The 26,088-nt window shown below is 61.0% G+C and carries 21 protein-coding genes and 1 pseudogene; 13 read left to right on the plus strand and 9 right to left on the minus strand.

Annotation, left to right across the window (positions count from 1 at the left end):
- Positions 1 to 85 precede the first annotated feature (85 nt).
- The 4 genes from thyA to rppH all read right to left on the minus strand — a co-directional run bounded on the left by thyA (position 86) and on the right by rppH (position 4,712).
- A complete protein-coding gene (gene thyA, locus D7I37_RS02035; protein ID WP_061796792.1) occupies positions 86 to 880 on the minus strand; it encodes a thymidylate synthase in 795 nt (264 codons plus the stop codon).
- 7 nt (positions 881 to 887) lie between these two features.
- Complete coding sequence (gene lgt / locus D7I37_RS02040; RefSeq protein ID WP_129543222.1) at positions 888 to 1,760, minus strand: prolipoprotein diacylglyceryl transferase; 873 nt, start codon at positions 1,758 to 1,760, stop codon at positions 888 to 890.
- Positions 1,761 to 1,925: 165 nt separating this feature from the next.
- Positions 1,926 to 4,172, minus strand: a complete 2,247-nt coding sequence (ptsP, locus tag D7I37_RS02045; RefSeq protein ID WP_061796796.1) for a phosphoenolpyruvate--protein phosphotransferase — start codon at positions 4,170 to 4,172, stop codon at positions 1,926 to 1,928.
- A 12-nt stretch (positions 4,173 to 4,184) separates the two neighbouring features.
- Positions 4,185 to 4,712 (minus strand): RNA pyrophosphohydrolase, encoded by a 528-nt coding sequence (gene rppH, locus D7I37_RS02050; protein WP_061796798.1) that lies wholly within the window; start codon positions 4,710 to 4,712, stop codon positions 4,185 to 4,187.
- Between the two features lie 696 nt (positions 4,713 to 5,408).
- Between rppH and mutH the strand changes: the two genes are divergently transcribed.
- From mutH to D7I37_RS02075, 4 genes are all read left to right on the plus strand, one after another.
- Positions 5,409 to 6,095, plus strand: a complete 687-nt coding sequence (gene mutH, locus D7I37_RS02060; RefSeq protein ID WP_061796800.1) for a DNA mismatch repair endonuclease MutH — start codon at positions 5,409 to 5,411, stop codon at positions 6,093 to 6,095.
- Between the two features lie 94 nt (positions 6,096 to 6,189).
- On the plus strand, positions 6,190 to 6,906 hold the full coding sequence (locus D7I37_RS02065; RefSeq protein WP_061796802.1) for a TerC family protein: 717 nt from the start codon (positions 6,190 to 6,192) through the stop codon (positions 6,904 to 6,906).
- Positions 6,907 to 7,065: 159 nt separating this feature from the next.
- Positions 7,066 to 7,284, plus strand: a complete 219-nt coding sequence (locus tag D7I37_RS02070; RefSeq protein WP_061796804.1) for a YgdI/YgdR family lipoprotein — start codon at positions 7,066 to 7,068, stop codon at positions 7,282 to 7,284.
- 207 nt (positions 7,285 to 7,491) lie between these two features.
- Positions 7,492 to 8,532, plus strand: a complete 1,041-nt coding sequence (locus D7I37_RS02075) for an NADP(H)-dependent aldo-keto reductase (RefSeq protein ID WP_061796807.1) — start codon at positions 7,492 to 7,494, stop codon at positions 8,530 to 8,532.
- A 33-nt stretch (positions 8,533 to 8,565) separates the two neighbouring features.
- On the opposite strand, the pseudogene lplT reads toward D7I37_RS02075, so the two are convergent.
- Positions 8,566 to 9,749: pseudogene (gene lplT / locus D7I37_RS02080) on the minus strand (lysophospholipid transporter LplT).
- On the minus strand, positions 9,749 to 11,902 hold the full coding sequence (aas, locus tag D7I37_RS02085) for a bifunctional acyl-ACP--phospholipid O-acyltransferase/long-chain-fatty-acid--ACP ligase (RefSeq protein WP_129543224.1): 2,154 nt from the start codon (positions 11,900 to 11,902) through the stop codon (positions 9,749 to 9,751). The pseudogene lplT and the gene aas overlap by 1 nt, the downstream one beginning before the upstream one ends.
- 698 nt (positions 11,903 to 12,600) lie before the next feature.
- Between aas and D7I37_RS02090 the strand changes: the two genes are divergently transcribed.
- The 4 genes from D7I37_RS02090 (at position 12,601) to D7I37_RS02105 (ending at position 17,161) form a co-directional block, all read left to right on the plus strand.
- The gene (locus D7I37_RS02090; protein WP_129543225.1) at positions 12,601 to 13,290 is read left to right on the plus strand and encodes a hypothetical protein; all 690 of its coding nucleotides are present in this window, start codon (positions 12,601 to 12,603) and stop codon (positions 13,288 to 13,290) included.
- 144 nt (positions 13,291 to 13,434) lie between these two features.
- The gene (locus D7I37_RS02095; RefSeq protein WP_061796814.1) at positions 13,435 to 14,145 is read left to right on the plus strand and encodes a fimbria/pilus periplasmic chaperone; all 711 of its coding nucleotides are present in this window, start codon (positions 13,435 to 13,437) and stop codon (positions 14,143 to 14,145) included.
- Between the two features lie 14 nt (positions 14,146 to 14,159).
- The gene (locus tag D7I37_RS02100) at positions 14,160 to 16,613 is read left to right on the plus strand and encodes a fimbria/pilus outer membrane usher protein (protein ID WP_129543226.1); all 2,454 of its coding nucleotides are present in this window, start codon (positions 14,160 to 14,162) and stop codon (positions 16,611 to 16,613) included.
- Entirely contained in the window at positions 16,610 to 17,161 is a 552-nt protein-coding gene (locus tag D7I37_RS02105) for a hypothetical protein (protein ID WP_129543227.1), read from the plus strand. The genes D7I37_RS02100 and D7I37_RS02105 overlap by 4 nt, the downstream gene beginning before the upstream one ends.
- Here D7I37_RS02105 and D7I37_RS02110 read toward each other — a convergent pair.
- Entirely contained in the window at positions 17,146 to 19,413 is a 2,268-nt protein-coding gene (locus D7I37_RS02110; protein ID WP_129543228.1) for a molybdopterin guanine dinucleotide-containing S/N-oxide reductase, read from the minus strand. The genes D7I37_RS02105 and D7I37_RS02110 overlap by 16 nt on opposite strands.
- Positions 19,414 to 19,634: 221 nt before the next feature.
- Between D7I37_RS02110 and galR the strand changes: the two genes are divergently transcribed.
- From galR to D7I37_RS02130, 4 genes are all read left to right on the plus strand, one after another.
- Positions 19,635 to 20,654 (plus strand): HTH-type transcriptional regulator GalR, encoded by a 1,020-nt coding sequence (galR, locus tag D7I37_RS02115; RefSeq protein WP_061796819.1) that lies wholly within the window; start codon positions 19,635 to 19,637, stop codon positions 20,652 to 20,654.
- Positions 20,655 to 20,792: 138 nt separating this feature from the next.
- Entirely contained in the window at positions 20,793 to 21,803 is a 1,011-nt protein-coding gene (locus D7I37_RS02120; protein ID WP_129543229.1) for a LacI family DNA-binding transcriptional regulator, read from the plus strand.
- 139 nt (positions 21,804 to 21,942) lie between these two features.
- Positions 21,943 to 22,287 carry a type II toxin-antitoxin system RelE/ParE family toxin gene (locus D7I37_RS02125; protein ID WP_095099029.1) on the plus strand — a complete coding sequence of 115 codons (345 nt, stop codon included), beginning with the start codon at positions 21,943 to 21,945 and terminating at the stop codon, positions 22,285 to 22,287.
- Between the two features lie 5 nt (positions 22,288 to 22,292).
- Positions 22,293 to 22,595 carry a helix-turn-helix domain-containing protein gene (locus D7I37_RS02130; protein ID WP_061796825.1) on the plus strand — a complete coding sequence of 101 codons (303 nt, stop codon included), beginning with the start codon at positions 22,293 to 22,295 and terminating at the stop codon, positions 22,593 to 22,595.
- Between the two features lie 28 nt (positions 22,596 to 22,623).
- On the opposite strand, the gene lysA is transcribed toward D7I37_RS02130, so the two are convergent.
- Positions 22,624 to 23,886 carry a diaminopimelate decarboxylase gene (gene lysA / locus D7I37_RS02135; RefSeq protein WP_129543230.1) on the minus strand — a complete coding sequence of 421 codons (1,263 nt, stop codon included), beginning with the start codon at positions 23,884 to 23,886 and terminating at the stop codon, positions 22,624 to 22,626.
- A gap of 133 nt (positions 23,887 to 24,019) precedes the next feature.
- Between lysA and D7I37_RS02140 the strand changes: the two genes are divergently transcribed.
- Positions 24,020 to 24,943: a LysR family transcriptional regulator gene (locus D7I37_RS02140; protein WP_061796828.1), complete on the plus strand. Its 924-nt coding sequence runs from the start codon at positions 24,020 to 24,022 to the stop codon at positions 24,941 to 24,943.
- Here the strand turns inward: D7I37_RS02140 and D7I37_RS02145 are convergent.
- Positions 24,933 to 26,087 carry an MFS transporter gene (locus tag D7I37_RS02145; RefSeq protein ID WP_061796830.1) on the minus strand — a complete coding sequence of 385 codons (1,155 nt, stop codon included), beginning with the start codon at positions 26,085 to 26,087 and terminating at the stop codon, positions 24,933 to 24,935. The two genes, D7I37_RS02140 and D7I37_RS02145, sit on opposite strands and share 11 nt — an antisense overlap.
- Position 26,088: the final 1 nt, after the last annotated feature.

The following is a 26,088-nucleotide window of genomic DNA, read 5'->3' on the forward strand; positions in this document are numbered from 1 at the left end:
AAGCAATAAAATGCGGCGCAGCGCGCAATTTCAGGCAAAAAAAAGGAGCGCAACCGGTGCGCCCCTGAGTGCTATGCCGCGAGTGTCAGATAGCGACCGGCGCCTTGATTGGCGGGTGCGGATCGTAACCTTCGATTTCGAAGTCTTCGAAACGGTAGTCGAACAGCGAATCCGGCTTGCGCTTGATCACCAGCTTCGGCAGCGGGCGCGGCTCCCGGGTTAGCTGCAGCCGCGTCTGTTCCATATGGTTGCTGTACAGGTGCGTATCGCCGCCGGTCCAGACGAAATCGCCCACTTCCAGATCGCACTGCTGCGCCATCATATGCACCAGCAGCGCATAGCTGGCGATATTGAACGGCAGGCCGAGGAACACGTCGCACGAACGCTGATACAGCTGACAAGAGAGCTTGCCGTCCGCCACGTAGAACTGGAAGAACGCATGGCACGGCGCCAGCGCCATCTGCTCCAGTTCGCCGACGTTCCAAGCGGAAACGATGATGCGGCGCGAGTCCGGATCCTGTTTCAGCTGTTCGAGCACGTTGCTCAGTTGATCGATCTGGCGGCCGTCCGCCGCGCCCCAGGCGCGCCATTGCTTGCCGTAAACCGGGCCGAGATCGCCGTTTTCATCGGCCCATTCGTCCCAGATGGTGACGTTGTTTTCACGCAGGTAGGCGACGTTGGTGTCGCCGTTCAGGAACCACAACAGCTCGTGGATGATCGACCGCAGGTGACATTTTTTGGTGGTCACCAGCGGGAAGCCTTCCTGCAGGTTGAAACGCATCTGGTGGCCGAAAATCGACAGCGTGCCAGTGCCGGTGCGGTCGGCTTTGGGGGTGCCCTCGGCGAGCACCTTGTTCATCAAATCCAGATACTGTTTCATTTGTTCCTCACGACAGTTGTTGCTGCGGGCGACGACGGTACGCCCAAATCATCATAATAATACCGGCCACGACCATAGGAACGGACAGGATCTGCCCCATGCTGATCACGCCGTCGAACAGGCCGAGCTGGGCATCCGGCTGGCGGAAAGCCTCAACGATAATGCGGAAAGCGCCATAACCGATCAGGAACAGGCCGGATACCGCCCCCATTGGGCGCGGCTTGCGAATAAACAGGTTCAGAATGATAAACAGCACCACGCCTTCCAGCAGCAGTTCATACAGCTGCGACGGGTGGCGCGGCAGCACGCCATACTGATTCAGCAGCGGCAGCAGCGAAGGATCGGCGGCGGCGATGGCCACGTCTTCGCTGCGCGAGCCCGGAAACAGCATCGCCCAGGGGGTGTCGGTGGTTACGCGGCCCCAGAGTTCGCCGTTGATAAAGTTGCCGAGGCGGCCGGCGCCGAGGCCAAACGGGATCAACGGGGCAATAAAATCAGAGACCTGGAAGAAGGTGCGCTTGGTGCGACGGGCAAACCAGAACATCACCAGGATCACGCCCATCAGGCCGCCGTGGAACGACATGCCGCCATCCCACACTTTGAACAGGTACAGCGGGTTATCCAGGAACAGCGGCAGGTTGTAGAACAGCACGTAACCTACGCGGCCGCCGATGAACACCCCCAGGAAACCGGCGTACAGCAGGTTCTCCACCTCATCCCTGGTCCAGCCGCTGCCCGGCTTGTTGGCGCGACGCACCGCCAGCCACATGGCAAAAACGAAGCCGACCAGGTACATCAGACCATACCAGTGCAGGGAAACCGGGCCGACAGAGAAAATGACCGGATCAAATTTAGGAAACGCCAGATAGCTATTGCTCATCTATCACCACAACATGTCTGTTATTCTTCCCCATCCGGGGGCGGCAGGTGCCAAGCGGCGACGAGGTTACGCCGCGCTGAGGTTGCGCATCATAACATAGGCTTAACGGCGTCCGGGGTGGCGGGCAGGGAAAAGTTCTGTAAAAAAATCGGTCCGCCGCCGCGTTTATCTGCCGCCGCGGATCAACCCGCCCATGCCGCGCCGCTCCATAAACGCCGCCACCAGGTGGCGCACTTCCGTGGTCATCTGGGCGCCAAGCACCCTCTGCGCCAGCACTTCGGCGTCGGATAACTCAATGTGCCGCAGCAGGTATTTGATGCGCGCCACGCTGCGGCCGTTCATGCTCAGATTGCGGTAGCCCATGCCCACCAGCAGCAGCGCCCCCATGGGATCGCCCGCCAGTTCGCCGCACAGGCTGACCTGCAGCCCGGCCGCCTTGCCCTGCTCGACGATCAGTTTAAGCACCTGCAGCATGGCCGGATGCAGGCTGTCGTACAGCGACGCCACCCGGGTGTTGTTGCGATCCACCGCCAGCAAATATTGGGTCAGATCGTTGGTGCCGACCGAGATGAAATCAACGCGTCCGGCCAGATACGGGATCAGGAAAATCATCGACGGCACTTCGAGCATCGCGCCGATCTTCGGTTTCGGGATCGCATAGCCCAGCACCTCTTCCACCTCCCGACCGGCGCGATCGATCAGGCGCCTGGCCTCGTCGATCTCTTCGAGGCTGGTGATCATCGGCAGCAAGATGCCCAGGTTGCCGGTGCCGGCATTGGCGCGCAGCATGGCGCGCACCTGGATCAGGAAAATTTCCGGCTGGTCCAGCGTGATGCGAATGCCGCGCCAGCCGAGGCAAGGGTTTTCCTCGCTGATCGGCATGTAGGGCAGCTGTTTGTCGGCGCCGATGTCCAGCGTGCGCAGGGTGACCGGCTTGGTTGGGTAGAGCTGCAGCATGCCCTGATATTGCCCAACCTGCTCCTCTTCCGAGGGGAAACCGCTCTGCAGCATGAAGGGGATTTCGGTGCGGTACAGGCCGACGCCATCCACCCGGCCGCCCAGCAGCTGCTCGTGTTCCGGGCTGAGGCCGGCGTTCAGCATCACCTGTATGCGCTCGCCGCTTTTCAGCTGCGCCGGCTGCTCAACGTCGTCTTCCGCCAGCTTGCTCAGCTCCAGCTCTTCGCTGATCAGCCGCTGGTACTCCTGCACCAGCACCGGTTCCGGGTCGACCAGCAGTTCGCCGCGGTAACCGTCGACAATCAGCAGCCGCTGGCTGAGCAGCGAAGGCTGGATATCGGCGCCCATCACCGTCGGCACGCCCATCGCCCGCACCAAAATAGCCGCGTGCGAGTTGGCCGCGCCGTCGCGCACCACTACGCCGACCAGGCGATCCTGCGGCACCTCGGCCAGCAGGGTGGCGGTCAGTTCGTCGGCCACCAGCACGAAGCGCGCCGGCCATTGGGTGGCGCCCTGGGTGGTGTCATCGAGGTGGAACAGCAGGCGTTGGCCGAGCGCGCGCAGGTCGCTGGCGCGCTCGCGCATGTAGGTGTCCTGCAGGCTGGCGAACTGTTCGGCGAAGGCTTCTATCACCTGCTTTACCGCCCATTCGGCCACCGAACCGCTGTCGATTTCGGCGAACAGCTCGCGCTTGAGGCGGGCGTCGTTCAACAGGTGGGAATAGAGATCGAAGATCGCCGCGCTCTCTTTTTGCGAGCTGGCGGCAAAACGCTTGCTGAAGCGGCGGAACTCCGCGCCGGCCTCTTCCAGCGCCTGGGTCAGGCGTTCGCGCTCGCTGGCGGTGTCCAGCGTCGAGGCGCGGTACACCTGATCGAGCGAAGGCTGGCTGCTGTCTTGCCAGCCTTCCGCCACCGCCACGCCGGGCGACGCCGCCAGCGCGCGAATGCGCGTCTGCCGATACTGACCGAAAATGGCGTTGAGCTGCGACTGCGAGAGGATCCCGGCCATCTGCGTGGCCAGGGTCACCATGAAGGATTCTTCGCTTTCATCGAACTGGCGCAGCTCACGCTGCTGCACCACCAGCACGCCCAGCAGTTGGCGACGGTGGATGATCGGCACGCCGAGGAAGGATCGGAAGCGATCCTCCTTCACCTGAGGAACGTATTTAAAGCTGGGGTGGCTTTGCGCATCCGCCAGGTTAATCGGCTCCGCCCGCCGCCCGACCAGGCCCACGACGCCTTCGTCGAAGGCCAGCGCGATGGTGCGCCCACGCGGTTTTTTCAACCCGCGTGTCGCCATCAGGTAATAACAGCGGCGGTCGTTGTCTGCCAGATAAATGGAACAGACTTCCGTATCCATCGCCAGGCAGGTTTCGTTGACCAAAAGATCCAGCGCATCCGTCAGACTGGCCGCCGCGGCCACCTTCTCAACAATTTCTCGCAAGCGCGTGAGCATAGTCTGCTTAACTTAACCTCTCTTTCGGCGGTAAGCGGGGGCCTGCCGCTGCGTTGCCTGCTCCTGCATGGGCATCACGGTCACGGCGAATTCTTTCATCACCCGGCGATAGACGTCACGCTTGAACGACACCACCTGGCGCACCGGATACCAAAAGCTGACCCAGCGCCAGCCGTCGAACTCCGGCGTGCTGCTGCGCTGCATGTTGATATCGGCGTCGTTGCACATTAACTGCAACAAAAACCATTTCTGCTTCTGGCCGATACATACCGGCTTTGTGTCCCAACGCACCAAACGTTTTGGCAATTTATAGCGCAACCAGTTGCGGGTTGAGGCCAGGATACGCACATCCTTCTTGCTCAGCCCCACTTCTTCGAACAGCTCACGGTACATCGCCTGTTCCGCGGTTTCGCCAGGGTTAATCCCACCTTGGGGAAACTGCCAGGAGTGCTGACCGTAACGGCGGGCCCACAGGACCTGCCCCTGACGATTACAGATTACGATACCAACATTCGGGCGGTAGCCATCATCATCGATCACCGGACTACCTCGATAAGCTTAAATTCGCATAGATGTCCTGATTGTTTCACACAAGCTACAGGCGGTAAACCACTGCTTTGCAGCGTCGTGGGCCGGATAACATTGGGATAACTCACAGATAATGGCAAAGTTATAAACATACCCCCGCCTTTTCGGCCGGTTTTATTCACTTTTTCTGTGGATAGGTGTGTGAAGAACTCGAGGGATAAGCCGGTAAAACTCTCGGGCCGCAAGAAAACCGGCAAAAACCAATTTTGTATTATTACTTTAAATACAATAAATTAAATAACAAAAACCAGTTATGAACAGGGTAAAAATGTGATCTGTGCACGGTCGGGATCCTGTGCTGGCGAAAGATCCACCAACGTCGTTTTTATCCACAGATTATCCGGGTAAGTTACGCACAAAACGGACAAATTCGTAAAAAACCGCCCGCGTCAAGGCTGTAAATCGAACCAGTGATCGCTAAAAATTTGGGTTATCCCATAAATCTGTGGATAAATAGGTGTAAGATCCTGTTTATTGTCGGTGGCTTCAGGTGCACAAGCGCCGGCAGGAATTTCCCTCTTGCCGGGAGGAGGAAAAAAAGTCATGAAAAATCATGCTACTATTATTCTTTTCCCCAGGCAGATGCGGCCGCTATCGGCTGTGCGTAAATGCAGTACGTTTTTCAACCAAATCTGACAGGCATGATTTATGGCGTTTTTATCCCCATTGCCCCCTCCGCCGGAAAACGAACGACAGCTGTTCGAGCGCGCGCAGGCGCTGGCCGGTTTCAGCCTGGGCGAGCTGGCCGCACGCGCGCAGCTGCCGATCCCCAAAGACCTGAAGCGCGATAAAGGCTGGGTCGGCATGCTGCTGGAGCAATATCTCGGCGCCATGGCGGGCAGCAAGCCCGAACAGGATTTCCCGGAGCTGGGCATTGAGTTGAAAACCATCCCGATCGACGCCGCCGGCAAACCGCTGGAAACCACCTTCGTCTGCGTCGCGCCGCTGAGCGGCAACAGCGGCGTCACTTGGGCCAGCAGCCATGTGCGCCACAAGCTGGCGCGGGTGCTGTGGATCCCGGTTGAGGGCGAACGGCACATCCCGCTGGCGCAGCGGCGCATCGGCTCGCCGCTGCTGTGGAGCCCGAACGCCGCAGAGGAAGAGATGCTGCGGCGCGACTGGGAGGAGCTGATGGATCTGATCGTGCTCGGCCACGTCGAACGCATCACCGCCCGCCACGGCGAAGTGCTGCAGCTGCGGCCCAAGGCGGCCAACAGCAAGGCGCTGACCGAGGCCATCGGCGAACAGGGGCAGCCGATCATGACGCTGCCGCGCGGTTTCTACCTGAAAAAGAGTTTTACCGGCGCTCTGTTGGCAAGACATTTCTTAATCTAAAGCACTTTGTTTAGTTCGCGTTTAGGTAACCCTGTCAGTGCCACGATAAACGCGTATAATTCACGCTTTGCATTTTATTAAGGTGTGCTGGGCAATGTTCGAATGGATTATGGATCCCAATGCCTGGTTAGCGTTAGGTACGCTGACCATTCTTGAGATCGTACTGGGTATTGATAACATTATTTTCCTGTCGCTGGTGGTGGCCAAGCTGCCTAAAGCGCAGCAGAACAAGGCGCGCCGCATAGGCCTGGCCGCCGCCATGCTGATGCGGCTGGCGCTGCTGGCCTCCATCGCCTGGGTGATCCGCCTGACCCATCCGCTGTTCACCGTGATGGACCACAGCATCTCCGCTCGCGATCTGATCCTGCTGCTGGGCGGCTTGTTCCTGATTTGGAAAGCCAGCAAGGAGATCCACGAAACCATCGAAGGATCGGAAGAAGAACACCATACCAAGGTGCACAGCTTCTTCGGCGCCATCGTGCAGATCATGCTGCTGGACATCATCTTCAGCCTGGATTCGGTGATTACCGCCGTCGGCCTGTCCGATCACCTGTTCATCATGATGGCCGCGGTGGTGATCGCCGTCGGCGTGATGATGTTCGCCGCCCGGCCGATCGGCGAGTTCGTCAACCGTCACCCGTCGGTGAAAATGCTGGCGCTGGCGTTCTTGATTCTGGTGGGCTTCACCCTGATGCTGGAAAGTTTCCAGGTGCATGTGCCAAAAGGCTATATCTACTTCGCCATGTTCTTCTCGATGTCGGTCGAAGCGCTCAACCTGATGCGCGGCAAAAAGAGCAGCGTCTCCGAATAATGCTCCGGCGGGAGCCGCGTTCTGCGGTTCCCGTTACCCTTCTTTGTTCACATTTGTCACGTTTAATGACCAAGATAAAGACTTATCTGAGGCATCGGCTATCGATAGTTTGCTAATCTTGAAAGAACGTTCTTTTCTGCATAACTGAGGATCCGCAGGATGAAAAAGTGGGTAATGGCAGTTTCTGCACTGGTAATGGCCGCCGGGCTGGCGGGTTGCTCCAGTGATTACGTGATGGCGACCAAAGACGGCAACATGATCCTGACCCAGGGCAAACCTGAGATCGACCAGGATACCGGTCTGATCAGCTACAAGGATGAAAAAGGCAACTCGCGCCAAATCAATGGCGATCAGGTTTCGCAGGTTATCGAACGCTGATCCGCCCAGCCGGCTATCGCACATCCCCGGCGCGATAGCCTCAGCCCCTCCTCCGCACGGAATCCACTTCCCCCATCTTCGCGGCTTGGTTATAGTCGGAAAAGGCGATATCAACGCCTGACGGGTTATCTGCCGTAACCTGATACCTGGCTCCTGTTTCACCGGGCTCCGCCGCCCGTAAGCGCTAACAAGAAAGGAAGGCCGTTAATGCAATACCACCGTATTCCCCACAGTTCTTTAGAAGTGAGCGTGCTGGGACTGGGCACCATGACCTTTGGCGAGCAAAATACTGAAGCCGATGCCCACGCACAGCTGGACTATGCATTAGCCGCAGGCATCAACCTGATAGACACCGCCGAGCTGTACCCAGTGCCGCCCCGCCCGGAAACCCAGGGGCTGACCGAGCAATATATCGGCAGCTGGATCAAGGCGCGCGGCAGCCGCGAGAAAATCGTGCTGGCGAGCAAAGTCTCCGGGCCGGTGCGCGGCAACGACAGCAGCATCCGCCCACAGCAGGCGCTGGATCGCAAAAATATCCGCGCCGCGCTGGACGCCAGCCTGAAACGCCTGAACACCGATTACCTCGATCTCTACCAGCTGCACTGGCCGCAGCGCGCCACCAACTGCTTCGGCAAGCTCAACTACCAGTACACCGACGAAATGGCCACGGTAACGCTGCTGGAAACGCTGGAAGCGCTGACCGAGCAGGTGCGCGCCGGTAAAATCCGCTATATCGGGGTATCCAACGAAACGCCATGGGGCGTGATGCGCTATCTGCAATTGGCCGAGAAACACGAGCTGCCGCGCATCGTGTCGATCCAGAACCCGTACAGCCTGCTGAACCGCAGCTTTGAGATTGGCCTGGCGGAAATCAGCCAGCACGAAGGCGTGGAGCTGCTGGCCTATTCCAGCCTGGCGTTCGGCACCCTGAGCGGCAAATACCTCAACGGCGCCAAGCCGGCCGGCGCGCGCAATACGCTGTTCACCCGCTTCAACCGCTACTCCGGGCAGCAAACCCAGCTGGCGATTGCCGAATACGTGGCGTTAGCCAGGAAACAGGGGTTGGATCCTTCGCAGATGGCGTTGGCCTTTGTGCGCCAGCAGCCGTTCGTCGCCAGCACCCTGTTGGGCGCCACCACGCTGGAGCAGTTGAAAACCAACATCGACAGCTTCGATGTGGTGTTGGATGAAGAGGTGCTGCAGGCGCTCGAAGAAATTCACAGCCGTTATACCATTCCGGCGCCTTGATAGCCTGAGGGCGCAGCCTGGCTGCGCCCCGTTTCACCGCCGCTGCGACCACCACAACGCGCTAATCGCCAGCGCAAACACCACGCCAAACCCTACGCCGACGCCCACCACCGGCACGCCCAGCTTCACCACCAAAGAATACAGGCCGAGCATCAGCAACATGGCGGCGTTTTCACCCAGGTTTTGCACTGCGATCGCATTGCCGGCGCCGACCGAATGTTTGCCCCGCTCCTGCAGCAACGCATTGAGCGGCACGACGAAGAAGCCCCCAGCATGCCGATAAGCGCCAGCAAGACGTAGGCATTGAGCATGGTCGTTTGCAGCGCAAACACCGCGACCGCGACGCCGATCAGCATGCCGGCCGGCATACAGCGTTTCACCGTTTTAAGCGTGACGAAACGCGCGGCGGCCCCCGCGCCCACCACGATGCCGACGGCCACCATGGCGTTCAGCAGCGTCGGCGTGGCGTTATCGGCGATGCCGAGCGCCACCGGCACCCACAGCACCAGCAGAAAACGCAGCGTCACGCCGGCCCCCCAAAACAGGCTGGTGCCAATCAATGAGAAACGCGTCTGTCCATCGCGCCACAGCATAACGCAGGCAGCAAAGAAGCTGTGCGTCATGGCCTGAGGACGCCACGAAGCGCCAGGACGCGCCGCCGCCAAACGCGGAATATACAGGTTGGCGACCACCGCCCCCGCGTAAACCAACGCACAGGCAGCCAGCGCCACCGCCACGTGCCAGTCCGCCAGAATACCGCCGGCCACCGAACCGGTCAGAATGGCCGCAATGGTCGAAGCCTCGATCAGGCCGTTAGCCTTGACCAGTTTCTCGCCGCTGGTGATCTCGCCCAGAATGCCGTATTTGGCCGGTGAATACGCAGCGGCTCCCACGCCGACCAGGCTGTAACCCAAAAACGGGTTACCCCCAAAACAGATCACCAATGCCCCCGCCAATTTCAGGGCGTTGGCGAACATCATCACCCGCCCTTTGGCAAAGCTGTCGGCGATCTGGCCAACGAACGGAGCCAGAATGATGTAGGTGGCGACAAAGGCCATCTGCAGGATCGGCTGGCTCCAGTCCGGATACAGCTGCTGCTTGATCAGCGCCAGCGTGGCGAACAGCAACGCATTGTCGCCGAACGCCGAGAGGAACTGCGCGCCGATCACCGCGATCATGCCGCGTGACAACAAAGGGGATTCGGTCGAAGGATTCATCAGGCACTCTCCGGCTGTTCGGCCATATGACGCAGGGTGACGAAATCGGGTTTGCCGCTGCCGAGCACCGGCAGCGTTTTCAACAGGCGAATATCGCGCGGCACCGCCAGCTCCGGGCTGCCCAGTTCGCGCGCCACCCGCAGCAATGCCTCGCGGGTAATGGCGGGATCGGTGGTGAACAGCACCAACGCCTCCCCTTTGCTGCTGTCGCTTTTGACAGTGGCGGCATGCAGTTTTTCCGGCGACAGCCGTTGCGCCAGCAATTCGACGCTCTCCAGCGACACCATCTCGCCCGCCAGCTTGGCGAAGCGCTTCACGCGCCCGCGAATGGTGCAGTAACCCTGCTCATCCAGGCTGACGATATCGCCGGTGTCATACCAGCCCGGCTGCAGCACGCCGTTCGCATCTTCCGCCGCCGGCGGCTCCAGTTCCCCGGGGCGCTCGACGCGCAGATAGCCTTTCATGATATTCGGCCCCTTCAGCTGCAGACGGCCGCCGTTATCAATACCCGGCACCGCGATCAGGCGCGCCTCCATCTGCGGCATGATGCGGCCGACGGTGCCCACCTTGGTCGCCAGCGGCACGTTGATCGACACCACCGGCGCGCACTCGGTCACGCCATAGCCTTCCAGAATGCGGATGCCGTATTTGTCCTGATAGATCTGTTTGGTGCTGTCCGCCAGTTTCTCCGCGCCGGCCACGACATAGCGCAAGCGGGCAAAATCATACGGATGCGCGAAGCGCGCATAGTTGTTAAGGAAGGTCGCCGTGCCGAACAGCACCGTGCAGTTACGGTCATACACCAGCTCCGGCACTACGCGATAGTGCAGCGGGCTGGGGTAGAGGAAAATGCGGCTGCCGGTGATCAGCGGCGTGAGCAGCCCCACCGTCAGGCCGAACGAGTGGAACAGCGGCAGCGACGACATGAAGCGGTCGCGCGGGGTGAAATCGGCGATGGTGCGGATTTGTTCTACGTTGGCCAGCAGGCTGGCGTGCGAATGCACCACGCCCTTGGGATGGCCTTCGGATCCGGACGTGAACAGGATCAGCGCCGGGTCCTCCGGACGTTGCGGCAACGCCGCGCGCTGCGGCTGCAGCAAGTGACGCAGGATCCACAGCTTATCCGCCAGCGTGACCGTATCTTTCAGATCTTCCAGATACACCCAGTTAGCCTGCGGCACCTGTTCCGGCAGGTGGGTCAGCTTGCCCTTCTCCAGAAACTGGCGCGAGGTGACGATGGTCTTGATGCCGGCGGCCGTCATCGCGCTGTTCAGGCCGTTGGCGCCGGCGGTGTAGTTGAGCATCGCCGGAATGCGGTTGCGCAGCGATGCGCCGAAGATCGCCGCCGCGGTAATGGTGGCGTTGGGCAACAGCAGCCCAACATGCTCCCCCTCGGCGGTAAAGCGCTGCAGGATGCGGCTGACGCCCAGACACTTTTTAAGCAGCGTCTGATAGCTGTCTTCCTTGAACGAAATGTCTTCAATGCAGGGTTTGCGGCGCCCGTAACGATGCCCGGCCGCCAACAGGGCGCTGAACAGGGTCTGCGGTTCGCGGGTGTCCATTCGCGCTTTCATCATGATCTGCATCAGCCGATCGCCCGCCAGCGCCCGGCGTTCACGCGCGCGCGGCGCTTCCGGCATCGGCAGCGTGGTCGGCGGCAAGATGCGGATGATGATTTGCGGGAACCAGCGGATCTTGAACACCCCGGCCATGCGGCCAAACGGGCTGAACTCCGGGCCGTCGATCCGCACCGGCACCACGGTGGCGCCCGATTTGGCGGCGATAAACGCCGCTCCGTCGTAAATTTTCATCAGCGCGCCGGTCACGGTGATGCGCCCTTCAGGGAACACCACGATCGGCCGTCCCTGCTCGACCATGCGCACCAGTTGCTTGATGGCCATCGGCTTGGTGGGATCGAGCGAGACAAAATCGATGTAAGGCCGCAGCCAGCGCATAAACCAGCTCTCGCCGATGCTGGCATAGACCGCAAACACCGGTTTTATCGGCAGGAACAGCGCCAGCAGTACGCCGTCGAGGAAAGAGACGTGGTTCGGCGTAATCAGTAATTTTTGCCGTTCGAAGTGCTGGACGTCCCCTTCGACCCGTACCCGAAACAACAGGCGAAACAGCGCGCGCAGCAGTGAAAAGATCATGCCCTTCTCCCTTGGCCATGGAGGCGTAAATCGTTGTAGGGAAAAGAATACTATATGGCGGGCAAAAAAAAACCTACGCATCCGCGTAGGTTGGTGCAATTGAAAATGGCTTCAACATACAGAGTATGCTGATTTCTCACCAATCAATACCTCTGGGATCACCTACTCTAGAGAGATGGCGCTCAGGAAACTACCGGCGAATCGCAAGAGTTCTGCTCTAAATGCAACCAGCTGTAAATTTCCCGCGTTCTTCTGAAATAACTCAATGAAACTTCAACGATAGTGGCGGCGAAAAGAAAAATAACGGCGATGAAAAGCGGCCCGGCGGGCAAAAAAAGCAGAATAACCTCGTGATTTCCTTATGGCGGGCGAGCTAAATTCTATTAATAACCCAAAAGCGCGCTACTTAGCGAAAACGCAAAACCTATCTCTTTATATAAACCCTCCCGCCATCAGAGCAATCACGCCACAAACAAACCAACGGCAGACATAAAACCTATTTTTATATTAAAACAAAGCATAATAATGCGGAAAAGGCGCCAGGCACATAAAATAGCGTCATCTGGAACAGCCGCGCTGCGTCTCAGGCTCTCCAGATAATCGCCTGGAAAAAGCACTATCGCGGGCATTCATTTTCGGCTTAAGAAACCGACGTTTTAATTTAAATGGGAAGACTCCATTCCTATAAGGAAATTTAGATGAAAAAATATTTACTGTTGTCCTTATTGCCGCTGGCATGTTCAACGGCTCTGGCGGCGAAGACCGCGAGCACCGACGTTAATTTTTCCGGGGAAATATATAACAATACCAGCTGCAGCATTACCACCACCGCCAACAGCGTGGAACTCGGCCGCCACTCCAGCGAGATCTTCCAAAAAGAAATGCCAACGGAGCTTGAAGGCGGCGGCGCGGGCAGCATTCCTTTCGCGGTAAACTGCAGCGCGCCAACCAACATGGGCATTGAAGTCGTCAGCGCGAGCGGCGATTCCGACTTCCAGATGATGGACGGCAACTTTACCGCTTCACTGGCTAAAAGCGCCGAAGGCAAGGACATCGCCGTACTGGGCCTGGTGTTGAATGACGTCGCCATGGATGGCGAAGCCGTCAGCGCGGTCATGATCCCCGAGGGCAATGATATTCATGATCTGAATAATGCTACCCAGGGCGCGGATAAAGGGCAGGCCATCTTCACCCAGGCCGCCGGCAACCGCTTCGCCGTAACCACAGATGCCAAATATGACCAGCTGGCCGTCGGGCAAAACCTCAACGGCACCTTCAACTACCGCTCGTTCCTGACCCCGCTGAGCTACATCGGCGATAAAAGCATTCAAATGCAGGACAGCATCCCGCTGCAAGCCTCGGTGAACTTCTCAGTCCACTACCTGTAAGCCGTTCATGTGGGGACAGGGTTCCTGCCCCCACCCTTCTTAAATCAGCGAAAACGCTGCAATACCGCAATGGTCACGATCCGTTGGGCCGCTGTCTCACGCCTGGAGGATCGGTAATCGTCATTTGCCGTTCAGGAAATACCGATGAAAAGATTTCTTCAGTCCTTTGGCGTCACCGCCACCCTGCTGATTACCGCCGTCAGCGCCCATGCGACGATCAAACTGGAAAAAATCAGCATTCTGGTGGATCAGAAAAAGGGCGAAAGCACGCTGAGGGTCGATAATATCGGCAATTATTCCGTGCTGCTGTTCTCTTCCGTCGCCGACAATGCGCTGAGCCAACGCGGCAAGGATCCCCTGTTTATTTTGTCGCCCCCCGTCGCGCGCATCGATCCCGGTAAATCTCAGTTAGTGCGTATCATGCTCAACGATCCCGCGCAGCTCGACCCCACGCGCCAACAAATGCGCCATCTTTATTTCCAGGAAATTCCGGATATGGGCAAAGGCGATAACCTGCTCAAGGTTAACGCCCGCCATCGGGTGGTCGCCGTCGCCAGCCCCGAGGCGCTGAAGGAAAACAAAACCCCCTGGCGGGATCTGGTCTGGCAGCCGCAGCAAGACCGGCTGCAGCTCAAAAATACCGGCCCCTACGTGGTGCGGTTGGTCCCCAGCATCAGGCAATTGCCCGGCAATCAGCCGCTCATCCTTGAGCAACCTTACCTGCTGCCTGGGCAAACCATCACCACGCGTCAAGGCGAGCGCCTGGCCCGCGGCACGACACAAATTCAATTCACGCCCATCAGCAGCACCGGCCGCGCGGTGCCGGCCGTCGTCGCCCCGCTCTCCCCACGCTGAACGAGTGAGGCCCCGTGAAACTGCATGCCCCCCTGAACCTGCTGGCGAGCGGCCTGGTTTTAGCTTACGCCATGCCCAGCCAGGCTGACTACGACACAGACATGATGCGCGCCCTCGGCCTGCCCGGCGAATTGGCCGAATATTTCGCCGCGGGCGTAAAATTCCCCGCGGGCAAACACCGCCTGGAGGTGGTTATCAATGGACAAAGCCGCGGGCTGCATGAGGTCGGTATCGACGGCGGCGGCGATTGGCTGTACGACGCGGACCTGGCGGAAACGCTGGGGCTGCGGGCCTGCGCCATCAAACAGCCGCACAGCCTGCTGTTTAAACACTGCTACCCCGAAGGGCGCATCGAGGCGGATACCGGCAACAATCAGCTGGAACTGTTAATGCCGCAGCGCTATATCCTGCGGCAACCGGATGAATATCAATTTGGCGGGCAGGCCCTGATGCTGAATTACACCGCCAACCGCTTCGACAATCAGCGCTACAGCAGCGACTACGCCGCCTTGGAAACCGGTTTTAATAGCCATAACTGGCTATTTCGCCACAACGGCACCTACAGCAAATACGGTGAGCGAAAAAGCTACACCCCCTATAACAGCTATCTGCAAAAAACCTTTACCGACAAAGAGGCCATGCTGCGCCTGGGGCGAAGCACGCTGACGGACTCGCTCTACAGCGGTTTCACCCTCGACGGCCTGCAATGGCTGCCCGATTCCGCGCTGTCGGCCAGCCGGAACAGCGATGTTCCGCCGATCGAAGGCATCGCCGAAAGCCAGGCAAAAGTAGAGGTTTTCCAGCATGGCCGGCTGGTCTACGCCACCGTGGTGCAACCCGGTCCGTTTCGACTGACCGATATTCCGCTACAATTCGACGCCGTCGATCTGGACGTTTCCGTAACGGAAAGCAACGGTAACCGCAAAAGATTTACCGTCCCTTATCTGAACGCAGCCATGAGTCAGAACGCGGCTCGAAGCGCTTATTCATTGGCGATCGGGCGCACGCGGCATGACGACAAGGCTCTGGAAACGCCTTTTGTCACCGGCTCGCTCTTCCTGCCGTGGCATAAAAACAAACAGCTGCGCGGCGGCAGCTTTCTCAGCCGGCATTATCAGGGCGCGGCGGCCGGCTATAGCCTGAGCGACCGGCGTTATCGGCTTGCCGCGCAAAGCCAGGTCTCTCATACCCGGCAGGCGAAAAACGGCGTGAAGCTGCAGCTCAACGGCGCCTTGCCGCTGGCGAAGAGCGTGACGCTCAACGGCGGGTACAGCGTGCAATCCGCGCGCTACCGCGACCCGGCGGAGGCGTTGCGCCATCGTAAGGTTGATTCATTCGGCCAGGGGCCGGGCGAAAGGTTTCATGCCGACGACAAACCGCAACGTCAGCGACAAAGCTACAGCGCGGGGCTCGGATTGCACCACGCATTGGCCGGCAACCTTTCTCTGGGCGTCACTCGCGCGGATTACGCTCAGGCCGGCTCCAGCCAGCGCCTGTACGGTTATTGGAACAGGCAATTCGACCGGTGGTCACTCGGGATCGGGGTGGAAAGAGAGCGCAATAACCTTTCGCGCGACCACGATACCCGGGTCTACGCCACCCTGTCGTTGCCGCTGGGCAAAACCCTGCGCTATACCGCCAATGCCTCGAATAACGGCAAGTACCGCAGCATCGGCCATACGCTTTCCGGCCAGGCGCTGGATAACGACCTGTCCTACGGGCTGAACGCCACCCAGGCCGGCGCGGCCAGCGGCAATACCTACTCCGGCAACCTGCGCTACCTGAGCCCATTCACCACCCTTGCCGGCGGCTATAGCCAGATGCCAGACAGCCAGCACGCCTTTTACTATGGCGCCAGCGGTTCGTTGGTCGCAGACCGCAGCGGTTTGACCCTCTCGCCGCAGCAGGTCGGCGATACCTTCGGCGTGCTCTCGGCGCCAGGCCTCTCCGGCACCCGGGTATCCACGCCGGGCGGAACGGTAAAAACCTACGGCAAACAAGGCAAGGCGGTGATCCCGCAGCTGCGCCAATATCAACCCAGCCTGGTCAAGATCGACACCGGCACCCTGCCCGCAGGCGCGGATATCGATAACGGCGCGCACAAAATGACCCTGGCGCGCGGCAGCGTCAATCACATCAAGGTCAACGCCATCAATACGCTGAGAGTCATGGCGCGGATCACCTACGCCGATGGCAGCCTGCCTGCCTTAGGGAGCGCGGTGCGCGACGAGCAGCAGCGCGTGGCCGCCTTTACCGACGGGCAAGGCAACGCCCTTATCGAACGGCAGCAGGCGCATCACGCCAATGACCAGACGGCCTCACAGCGTTTCAGCATGACCGCGCCATCAGGCCGGCAGTGCCATTTCGAGCTGTCGTCGGCCACAGGTCCCGTCAACCGGGCCGGGATTGCCCAGCGCAGCGCGGTGTGCCGCGAAATGGCCGCCGGAACCCACAGGAGACAAGAATGAAAACCTTATACTGCGGATTATTCGCCATGCTGTTCAGCGCAGCAGCCGGCGCAGACTGCTCCCTGACGTCCTCGCAGCATAGCGTGGCGCTGGGCGAACACGACGTGGGCATGCTGTCACGGCAGAACACGCTGCTGCACGCCGTTCCGCTGCAATATCAGCTGAGCTGCGACAGCCGGGTGCAGCTGCAGGGGTTTAGCCTGCGGGCCGACTGGCTGGGCTTCGCCACAGGCCAGGCCCCGGATCGGGGGCCGCTGGGTTATCAAAGCGTCACCATCCATGAATTGCGCGACGAGGCCGGCGAAGCTATCCCGTTTTTCCTCGGCGCCGACGGCCCGGCGCAAACCCGCTCTCAGGCGCAGCGCCTGCCGGATAACGCGGGCAGTTTGCCGCTCGTCATTGCCGGCGAAGCGACAGGGCACACCTTCACCCTGTCGTTAACCCTGTCCAGCTATGCCGCTTCCGCCACGCAGCTGCGGCGGCTGCAGCAGGACCACATTTCGCTGTCGGGGCAATTGCGGGCCACGGCAAATTATGCCGAGCCATAAAGGCTCACTTCCACCAGGCAGCTCATGGCGTTCGGCCCCTGGGTCAGGGGCGAGGTGCCGATATCCAGCGTCAGCACGTTCGGGTTGCCGGACTGTTCGACCGGCAGGCGCTGCGCGCCAAAGCCGGGATCGAACCAGGCGCCGGTGGCCATCAGCACTACCCCGCGGGTCACGCCGTCGGTAATCGACACCCCCGCCAGGCAGCGGCCGCGCGCATTGCTGACCTGAACTTCCGCGCCCTGCTCAATGCCGCGCGATGCCGCATCGTCCGGATGCATGTACAGCGTCTCGCGCCCGGCGGTCTTGTTGCCCTGCGCCAGCGGCGCCGGATCCAGCTGGCTGTGCAAACGATCGGCCGGCTGGATGGTGATCAGATGCAGCGGCCAGGTTTTGGCCTGCGGCGCGCCCAGCCACTCCACCGGCGGCTGCCACTGCGGATGCGGCGCAAAATCCGCATAGCGGTAGCCGGCGATCCGTTCGCTGAACAGCTCTATCTTGCCGCTCGGGGTCTGCAGCGGGTTAGCCTGCGGATCCTGGCGGAACGCATCGAAGAACACGAATTCTTTCGCCGGCGCCGGCAGCTCGACATACCCCCTGCGCCAAAATTCCTCGAACTCCGGCCAGGCGACGCCGGCGCTCTGCTGGGCTTTGCCGCACTGGCGATAGATATGCTCGATCCAGGCGCGCTCGTCGCGATCCTCGGTAAAACGTTGGCGATAACCCAGCCGCTCCGCCAGATCGGCGAAAATGTCAAAATCGTTGCGCGCCTGATGCCGGGGGGCGATCGCCCGGTGCATCGCCAGCACGTAGCGATCGCGCGAGGATCCGCCGATATCGTTGCGCTCCAGCGAACTGGTGACCGGCAGCACGATGTCCGCCATTTTGGCCGCCGGCGTCCACCAAATATCCTGCACTATCACCGTGTCCGGCTTTTGCCAGCCCTCCACCAGCCGGTTCAATTGCTGATGATGATGGAAAGGGTTGCCGCCGGCCCAGTGCACCAGGTGAATATCCGGATAGCGCAGCGTCTCACCGCGGAACTGATAGCTTTCACCCGGCTGCAGCAGCATGTCGCAGATGCGCGCCACCGGGATCGCCAGCCCGGCGGGATTGTCGCCCACCGGCAGGGTCGGCGCGGGCGTATCTACCCGCGGGTTGCCGACGCCGTTCATCGAACCGTGGCCAAACGAGAAGCCGCCGCCCGGCAGCCCGACCTGGCCGAGCATCGCCGACAGCGCGATCATCATCCAGTACGGCTGCTCGCCGCGGTGAGCCCGCTGCACCGAATAGGCGCAGGTGATAAAGCTGCGCACGCCGATCAGCTGCTGCGCCAGCCGCGCGATGCGCGCCGCCGGAATGCCGGTGATGGCGGCGGCCCAGGCGGGGGTTTTCGCCACGCCGTCGGTTGCGCCGTTAAGGTAAGCCGCCAACTGCGGGTAGCCGGCGCAGTGGCTGTTCAGGAAGCCCTCGTCCTGTGCGCCCCGGCGCTGGATTTCATACGCCAGCGCCAGCATCAGCGCCACGTCGGTATTGGGCCGAATGGGGATCCACTCGGCGTTGACGAAGTCGGGGCAGTCGTCGCGCAGCGGGCTGATGTTGATCACCGGCGTGCCCTTGGCCACCAGCTTCTGCAGCCAGGGTTTGAGCGCATGTTCCGCCGCGCCGCCGGACGAAACCTGGGCATTCTTCAGCGCCAGCCCGCCGAAGGCGATAAACAGCTCGCAATGCTCCACCACGCTCGGCCAACTGGTGACGCGCCCGGTCAGCGGCGAAAACGTGCCGATGACGTACGGCAAAAAGAACTGCGCGGCCCCCCAGCTGTAGTTGCCCAGCTGATCTACGCCGCCGCCGCCGCTGAAGTAAAAGCGCCGCACCAGCGAGCGCGCATGGTGCAAACGCCCGGCGGACGACCAGCCGTAAGAGCCGGTGAACAGGCCCGAAGGGCCGTAACGGTCGCGCACCCGGCGGTTTTCCTCGGCCACCAGATCGAGCGCCAGCTCCCAGTCCACTTCGACGAAGTCTTCCCGGCCGCGCAGCGTGCGATCGCTGCCCTCGCGCTTTTGCAGCCAGGAACGGCGCACCGCCGGCTTGCGGATGCGCTTGTCGGAATAGACCATCGGCGCGATGGAGCCGAGCAGCGGGGAAGGATCGGGATCTGCGGCGAAGGGTTCACAGCGGATGAGCCTGCCGTCTTCCACGACGGCGGTATAGGCTCCCCAATGAGCGAGCTGCGGATAACGTTTTATGGACATGGCGATCTCGGGCAACGACAGAGAGTGCAAAAGTTACCTCAGCCGGCGGGCGGATCCCAAGCACAAAATGCGCTAACGACGCGTCGCCTGCGCTTCCCGCCACGACAAAAAGCCCATATCTGCAACGGCGGCCACAAGTTACGCACGACAGCGCTTGCAGCCCCCGGTTTTTTCCGCAAGACTGAGGAATGTAAGCGATTACCCAGGATGTGTTGACAGATATGGCTACGATAAAGGATGTTGCCAGGCTGGCGGGTGTTTCCGTGGCCACGGTATCCCGCGTGATAAACAATTCCCCCAAGGCCAGCGAAGGCTCGCGCGCTGCGGTGCAGGCCGCCATGGCGCAGCTGCAGTATCACCCCAACGCCAACGCCCGCGCGCTGGCGCAGCAATCGACCGAGACGCTCGGCCTGATCGTCTCCGACGTTTCCGACCCCTTCTTCGGCGCGATGGTGAAAGCGGTCGAACAGGTGGCCTACGCCACCCACAATTTCCTGCTGATTGGCAACGGTTACCATGAGGCCGAGAAAGAGCGCCAGGCGATCGAACAGCTGGTGCGGCACCGCTGCGCCGCGCTGGTGGTGCACGCCAAGCGGTTGACCGATCAGGAGCTCAGCGGTTGGATGCAGCAGATCCCGGGCATGGTGCTGATCAACCGCACGCTGCCGGGCTTCGAGACGCGCTGCGTAGCGCTGGACGACCGCTATGGCGCCTGGCTGGCGACCCGCCACCTGATCCAGCAGGGCCATCAGCGCATCGCCATTATCTGTTCCACCCACCAGATTTCCGACGCCACCGATCGTCTGCAGGGGTATCTCGACGCGCTGCAGGAGCACGGCATCGCGGTGGACGAGAAGCTGATTGCCTATGGCGAGCCGGATGAAGTCGGCGGCGAGCAGGCGATGACCGAACTGCTTGGCCGCGGAAAAAACTTCACCGCCGTCACCTGTTACAACGACCCGATGGCCGCCGGCGCACTCTCGGTGCTGAGCGACAACAGCGTTGACGTGCCGGGGCAAATTTCACTGATTGGTTTTGATGACGTGCTGATTTCACGCTACCTGCGGCCGCGCCTGACCACCATCCGCTACCCGATCGTGGCGATGGCGACCCAGGCGGCGGAGCTGGCGCTGGCGCTGGCCAACCGCCAGCCGCTGCCGGAAATCACCAACATGTTCAGCCCTACGCTGGTGCGGCGCCATTCGGTCGCCAGCATCAACAACGTTTACGAACAGAGTTAATTCGGCGTAAGGATACGGCTCCGCATAGCCGCCGCGCCGGCGAAAATCCCGGGTGAAAAAGCCGCGCAGCCTTGGGCTAACCCTATGCTAGACTGAGCATTATTCGCCACATCGGACGTTGAAAGGGGTTAGCCGCTGATGATCACCATGCTGGATGTTTCCATTCGCGCGGGGGTGTCCAAAGCCACGGTTTCGCGCGTGCTGAATGGCACCGGCCAGGTGAAAAAAAGCACCCGCGAGGCGGTGTTCAGGGCGATGGATGAGCTGGGCTATCGGCCGAATTTTTTGGCGCAGTCGCTGGCGAACAGGAGCTCCAACAGCATCGGCCTGGTGGTCTCCAATTTCGACGGCCCCTACTTTGGCCGCCTGCTGCGCCAGGCCGCCAAGCAAATTGAAGCCAGCGGCAAACACCTGATCGTCACCGACGGCCACGATACGCCGGAAGATGAACTGCAGGCGGTGCAGCTGTTGGCCGATCGCCGCTGCGACGCCATCGTGCTCTATACCCGCTTCATGTCCGAAGACGCGCTGATGAACCTGCTGGAAAAGCTGCCGGTACCGGTGATGGTGATCAATCGCGATCTGCCGCAGGCGCGCGCGCGCTGCGTGTTCTTCGAGCAGCAACAGGCGGCCTTCCATGCGGTGGATTATCTGGTTCGCCAGGGGCATCGCGATATCGCCTGCATTACCGGCCCGATCGCCACGCCGACCGCGCAGGCGCGGCTGGCGGGTTATCAACAGGCACTGGCGCACCATCGCATCGCTTTCGACGACGCCCGCGTCGCTTATGGCGACAATCGCGTGGAGAGCGGTTATCAGGGCGCCCACCGCTTGCTGGCCGGCGGAACCGCCTTCAGCGCGCTGTTCGCCTGCAATGACGACATGGCGGTCGGCGCGATGAAGGCGCTGCATGAGGGCGGCAAACGCCTGCCGCAGGACGTTTCGCTGTTCGGCTTCGACGACGAACCCAGCGCCGCCTACCTGCAACCCGCCCTCTCCACCGTTTACCTGCCGATCGACAGCATGATTGAAGCCGCCATCAGCCAGGCGTTCCGCTTGATCAACGGTGACAAAGTGCAGCCGTTGGCGCCGTTCACCGGCGAACTGAAACTGCGCGACTCGGTAGCGCCCGGCCCCTACGCCGGTTAATTGCCGCTGGCGCGGACGCTGATTGCGTAGTGCGCCGCATTTCCCTCACTGTGATGTTATCCCTCCGCTGTCTTGGTGCATATTGTACAAACAATAACCTTTACACTATATAGCATATAGACTATATTCGGAGCGCGTCATGTGGCAGGTCGCGACCGTCGAAATATTCGACGCCTGGTTTTTATCGCTGAGTGGCGACCAGCAAAAAAGCATCCTGGCGGGGATTTTCAAACTGCAGGAATTCGGCCCCCAGCTGGCAAGGCCATATGCCGACACGCTGCATTTTCCCGGTTCAATACACCGCATGAAAGAGCTGCGCATTCAACACCGCGGCCACCCGTTTCGGTTTTTTTTCGCCTTCGATCCACAACGGCAGGCGGTGCTGTTGTGCGGTGGCGACAAAACCGGCGACAAGCGTTTCTGCCAGCGCCTGTTGCCCATCGCCGCCAGGGAGTTCTCACATTATCTGGCAACCCAGAGGTAACGCAAATGGCCAAACCTTTATCCCATCTGATCGATAAGCTCGATCCCGCCGTCGTTGCGGCGGCCAGGCAAAAAGCGGACCAAGAAATTTTTGAACTGCGGCTGGCGATGCTGCGGGAAGAGTTGGCGGTTTCGCAGGTTGAGCTGGCGAAGCGGCTTGGCATCAGCCAACCCTCAGTCGCCAACCTGGAAAAACGCGGCAGCGAGATAAAACTGTCTTCGCTTAAACGCTATATAGAAGCCATGGGCGGTACGCTGTCGCTGGATGTCCGACTGCCCAACGGCCAGCACCGCCGCATGACGCTGTGACAGGGCGAGCGGGCCGCCCGATAAGCCGTCAGATCAGTTCCAGCGCGATCAGCTCTTCGATGGTCTGGCGGCGGCGGATCAAGCGCGGCTCGCCGTTTTCGAACAGCACTTCCGGCAGCAGCGGGCGGCTGTTGTAGTTGGAAGACATCGACGAACCGTAAGCGCCGGTGTCGTGGAACACCAGATAATCGCCGACCTTCACCGGCGGCAGCTCGCGAGTTTCCACCCCGCCGCCCGCCTGTTGGGTAAAGACGTCACCGGATTCGCACAGCGGCCCGGCGATCACCGTCTCTCGCAGCGGCTGCTGCGCCGTATCGCGGCCATCCGCCGGCAGCAGCGAAATATGGTGATAGCTGCCGTACATCGCCGGCCGCATCAAGTCGTTGAAACCGGCGTCCACCAGCACGAAATGGCGGCTGCCCATGTCTTTCACCGCGCGCACTTCGGCCACCAGCACCCCGGCCTCCGCCATCAGGAAGCGCCCCGGTTCGATCTCCAGGTGCACCGGATGGCCCAGATGGGCGGCGATGCGTTCGCGCGCGCTGTTCCACAGGCCAAAATAGTGTTCGGTATCAATCGCCTCTTCGCCAGACAGATAAGGGATCGACAAACCGCCGCCGGCGGAAATGGCGCTGATGTCCTGACCGAGCGCGATCACCTGCTGCACCATCGCATCGCAGACGCGCTCCAGATGCTGGTAGTCGACGCCGGAACCTATATGCATATGCACGCCGATCAGCTTCAGCCCATACCGTTGAATTTTTTCCACCGCCTGCGGCAAATCGGCATGCCAAATGCCGTGCTTGCTGTTTTCGCCGCCGGTATTGGTTTTCTGGCTGTGCCCATGGCCGAAACCCGGGTTGATGCGCAGCCACACCGGATGCCCCGCAGATGCCTGGCCAAGCTGCTCCAGCATGTCGATGGACCCGGCGTTAACCGGGATCTTCAGCTCGCTGACGCGCGCCAGCGTAGCCTGATCCAGCACGTCGGCGGTAAACACGATCTCGCTCGGCTCGCCGCCGGGCTGGAAACCGGCCTGCAGCGCGCGTTCAATCTCCCCCAGCGATACCGAGTCCACCTTCACGCCCTGCTCGCGCATCAGGCGCAGAATATGAATGTTCGAACAGGCCTTCTGGGCAAAGCGGATCACGTCGAAACGGCGCAGCTGAGCGATGCGCCGGCTGATGATATCCGCGTCATAGGCCCAAACCGGGCAGCCAAAGCGCTGCGGCAAAGCCAGCAGGTTAGCGGCGTTCAGGGCGGTGGAGCTGTCGTTCAACGGGCGAGGCATGATGGTGTTCCCAAAGCGAAAGTGGCGGTTGATATGCCGTCATAGTGCCGCACTCTTGGTCGGTTGAAAAATATCTATTTAGCCGAAGTCTATTCATTTATGATATAGCATTCTCCTTTTATCGAGCCGTCCCATGCATGCGATAACCCTGCGCCAGATTGAAATTTTCCAGGCGGTCATGACCACCGGCAACCTGACCGAGGCGGCCGCGCTGTTGCAAACCTCGCAGCCGACCGTCAGCCGCGAACTGGCGCGCTTCGAAAAACTAATCCAGCTGCAGCTGTTCGATCGGGTGCGCGGCCGTTTATCCCCCACGGTGCAGGGACTGCGGCTGTTTGAAGAGGTGCAGCGCTCCTATTACGGCCTCGATCGCATCGTCAACGCCGCCGCCGGCATCCGCCAGTTTCAGCAGGCGCAGCTGTCTATCGCCTGCCTGCCGGTTTTCTCCCAATCGCTGCTGCCGGCGGTGTGCAAACCCTTTATCGAGCGCTATCCGGAGGTCAGCTTTAGCGTGATCCCGCAGGAATCGCCGCTGCTGGAAGAGTGGCTGTCGGCGCAGCGCCACGATCTGGGGATGACCGAAAATACCCTGACGCCGGCGGGCACCGAACGGATGACGTTAATGACGTTGAACGAAGTGTGCGTCTTGCCGGCCGGCCACCCGCTGCTGGCGAAAGCCAGGCTGACGCCGCAGGACTTCGCCGGCCAGAACTTTATCAGCCTGTCCAGCACCGACAGCTACCGGCAGCTGTTCGATGCCTTGTTCAATGAGCAGAGGGTCGATCGCCGCCTGGTGATGGAAACCCACAGCGCGGCGTCAGTCTGCGCGATGGTGAGAGAAGGGGTCGGGCTGTCGATCGTCAACCCGCTGACGGCGCTCGACTACGCCGGCAACGGCGTACACGTGCGGCCGTTCAGCGTCGAGGTGCCGTTCACCGTCAGCCTGATCCGGCCGCTGCATCGCCCTTCGTCGGCGCTGGTCACGGCCTTTATCGAACATTTGCGCCGCCAGGCGGAGACGCTCCCCGCCCGCCTGGCGGCGGTCATCACACGCTGACCGGGCGCTTGGCGCGGCTGAAGGTCACCAGACACAGCAGCAGCCCCAGCAGAGCGATGCCCGCGGCCGCCAGCGGTACGCTGGTCAGCCCCAGCCCCTGGGCGATCACCACGCCGCCCACCCAGGCACCGATGGCGTTGCCGACGTTAAACGCCGCAATGTTCAGCGTCGAGACCAGATTCGGCGCTTTCTTGCCATAGGTCACTACGTTGATCTGCAGCGCCGGCACCGCGGCAAACGCGGCGGCGGCCCACAGGAACAGGGTCATTTCCGCCGGCACCAGCGAGTGGCTGGTCCAGCTGAACAGCGCGGCGAACAGCGCGATCGTCAGGAAAGTGCAGCTGAGCGTCAGCGCCAGCCGCCAGTCCGCCAGGCGCCCGCCGACAATATTGCCCAGCGTCAGCCCAACGCCCATCAGCAGCAGCGTCCAGCTCACGCCGTGCGCCGACACGCCGGTCACGTCGGTCAGCAGCGGCGCAATGTAGGTGAACAGCGTAAACATCGAGGCGGCGAACGCCACCGTCATCAGCAGCGACAGCCAGATGCCGCCGCCGCGCAGCGCCGCCAGCTCTTTTTTCAGATCGGTCGGGGCCTCATCCTTCAGCGAAGGCAGCTTGCTGTAGAGCGCCAGCAGCGACAGCACGCCAATCACCGCCACCGCCCAGAAGGTGGAACGCCAGCCCAGCGCCTGGCCCAGCGCGGTGCCGAGCGGCACCCCCAGCACGTTGGCCAGCGTCAGGCCGGTAAACATCAACGCCACGGCGGAGGCGCGGCGATTTGGCGCCACCAGATTGGCGGCCACCACCGCGCCGATGCCGAAGAACGCCCCGTGGCAGAGCGCGGTGATGATGCGGGCCAGCATCAGGAAGTCATAGCTGTAACCCAGCGCGCACATGATGTTGCCGATGATGAAGATCCCCATCAGCAGCAGCAGCGTATTTTTGCGCGGCAGCCTGGCGGTCAGCAGCGCCATGATCGGCGCGCCGATCGCCACGCCCAGCGCATAGCCGCTGATCAGCCAGCCGGCCGAGGGGATGGACACCTGCAGATCTCCCGCCACCTCGGGCAACAACCCCATGATGACGAATTCGGTGGTGCCGATGGCAAATGCACTTAATGCCAGTGCGAGCAGAGAAACAGGCATG

Source organism: Serratia sp. 1D1416 (genome assembly GCF_003641105.1).
Taxonomy (GTDB): domain Bacteria; phylum Pseudomonadota; class Gammaproteobacteria; order Enterobacterales; family Enterobacteriaceae; genus Serratia; species Serratia ficaria.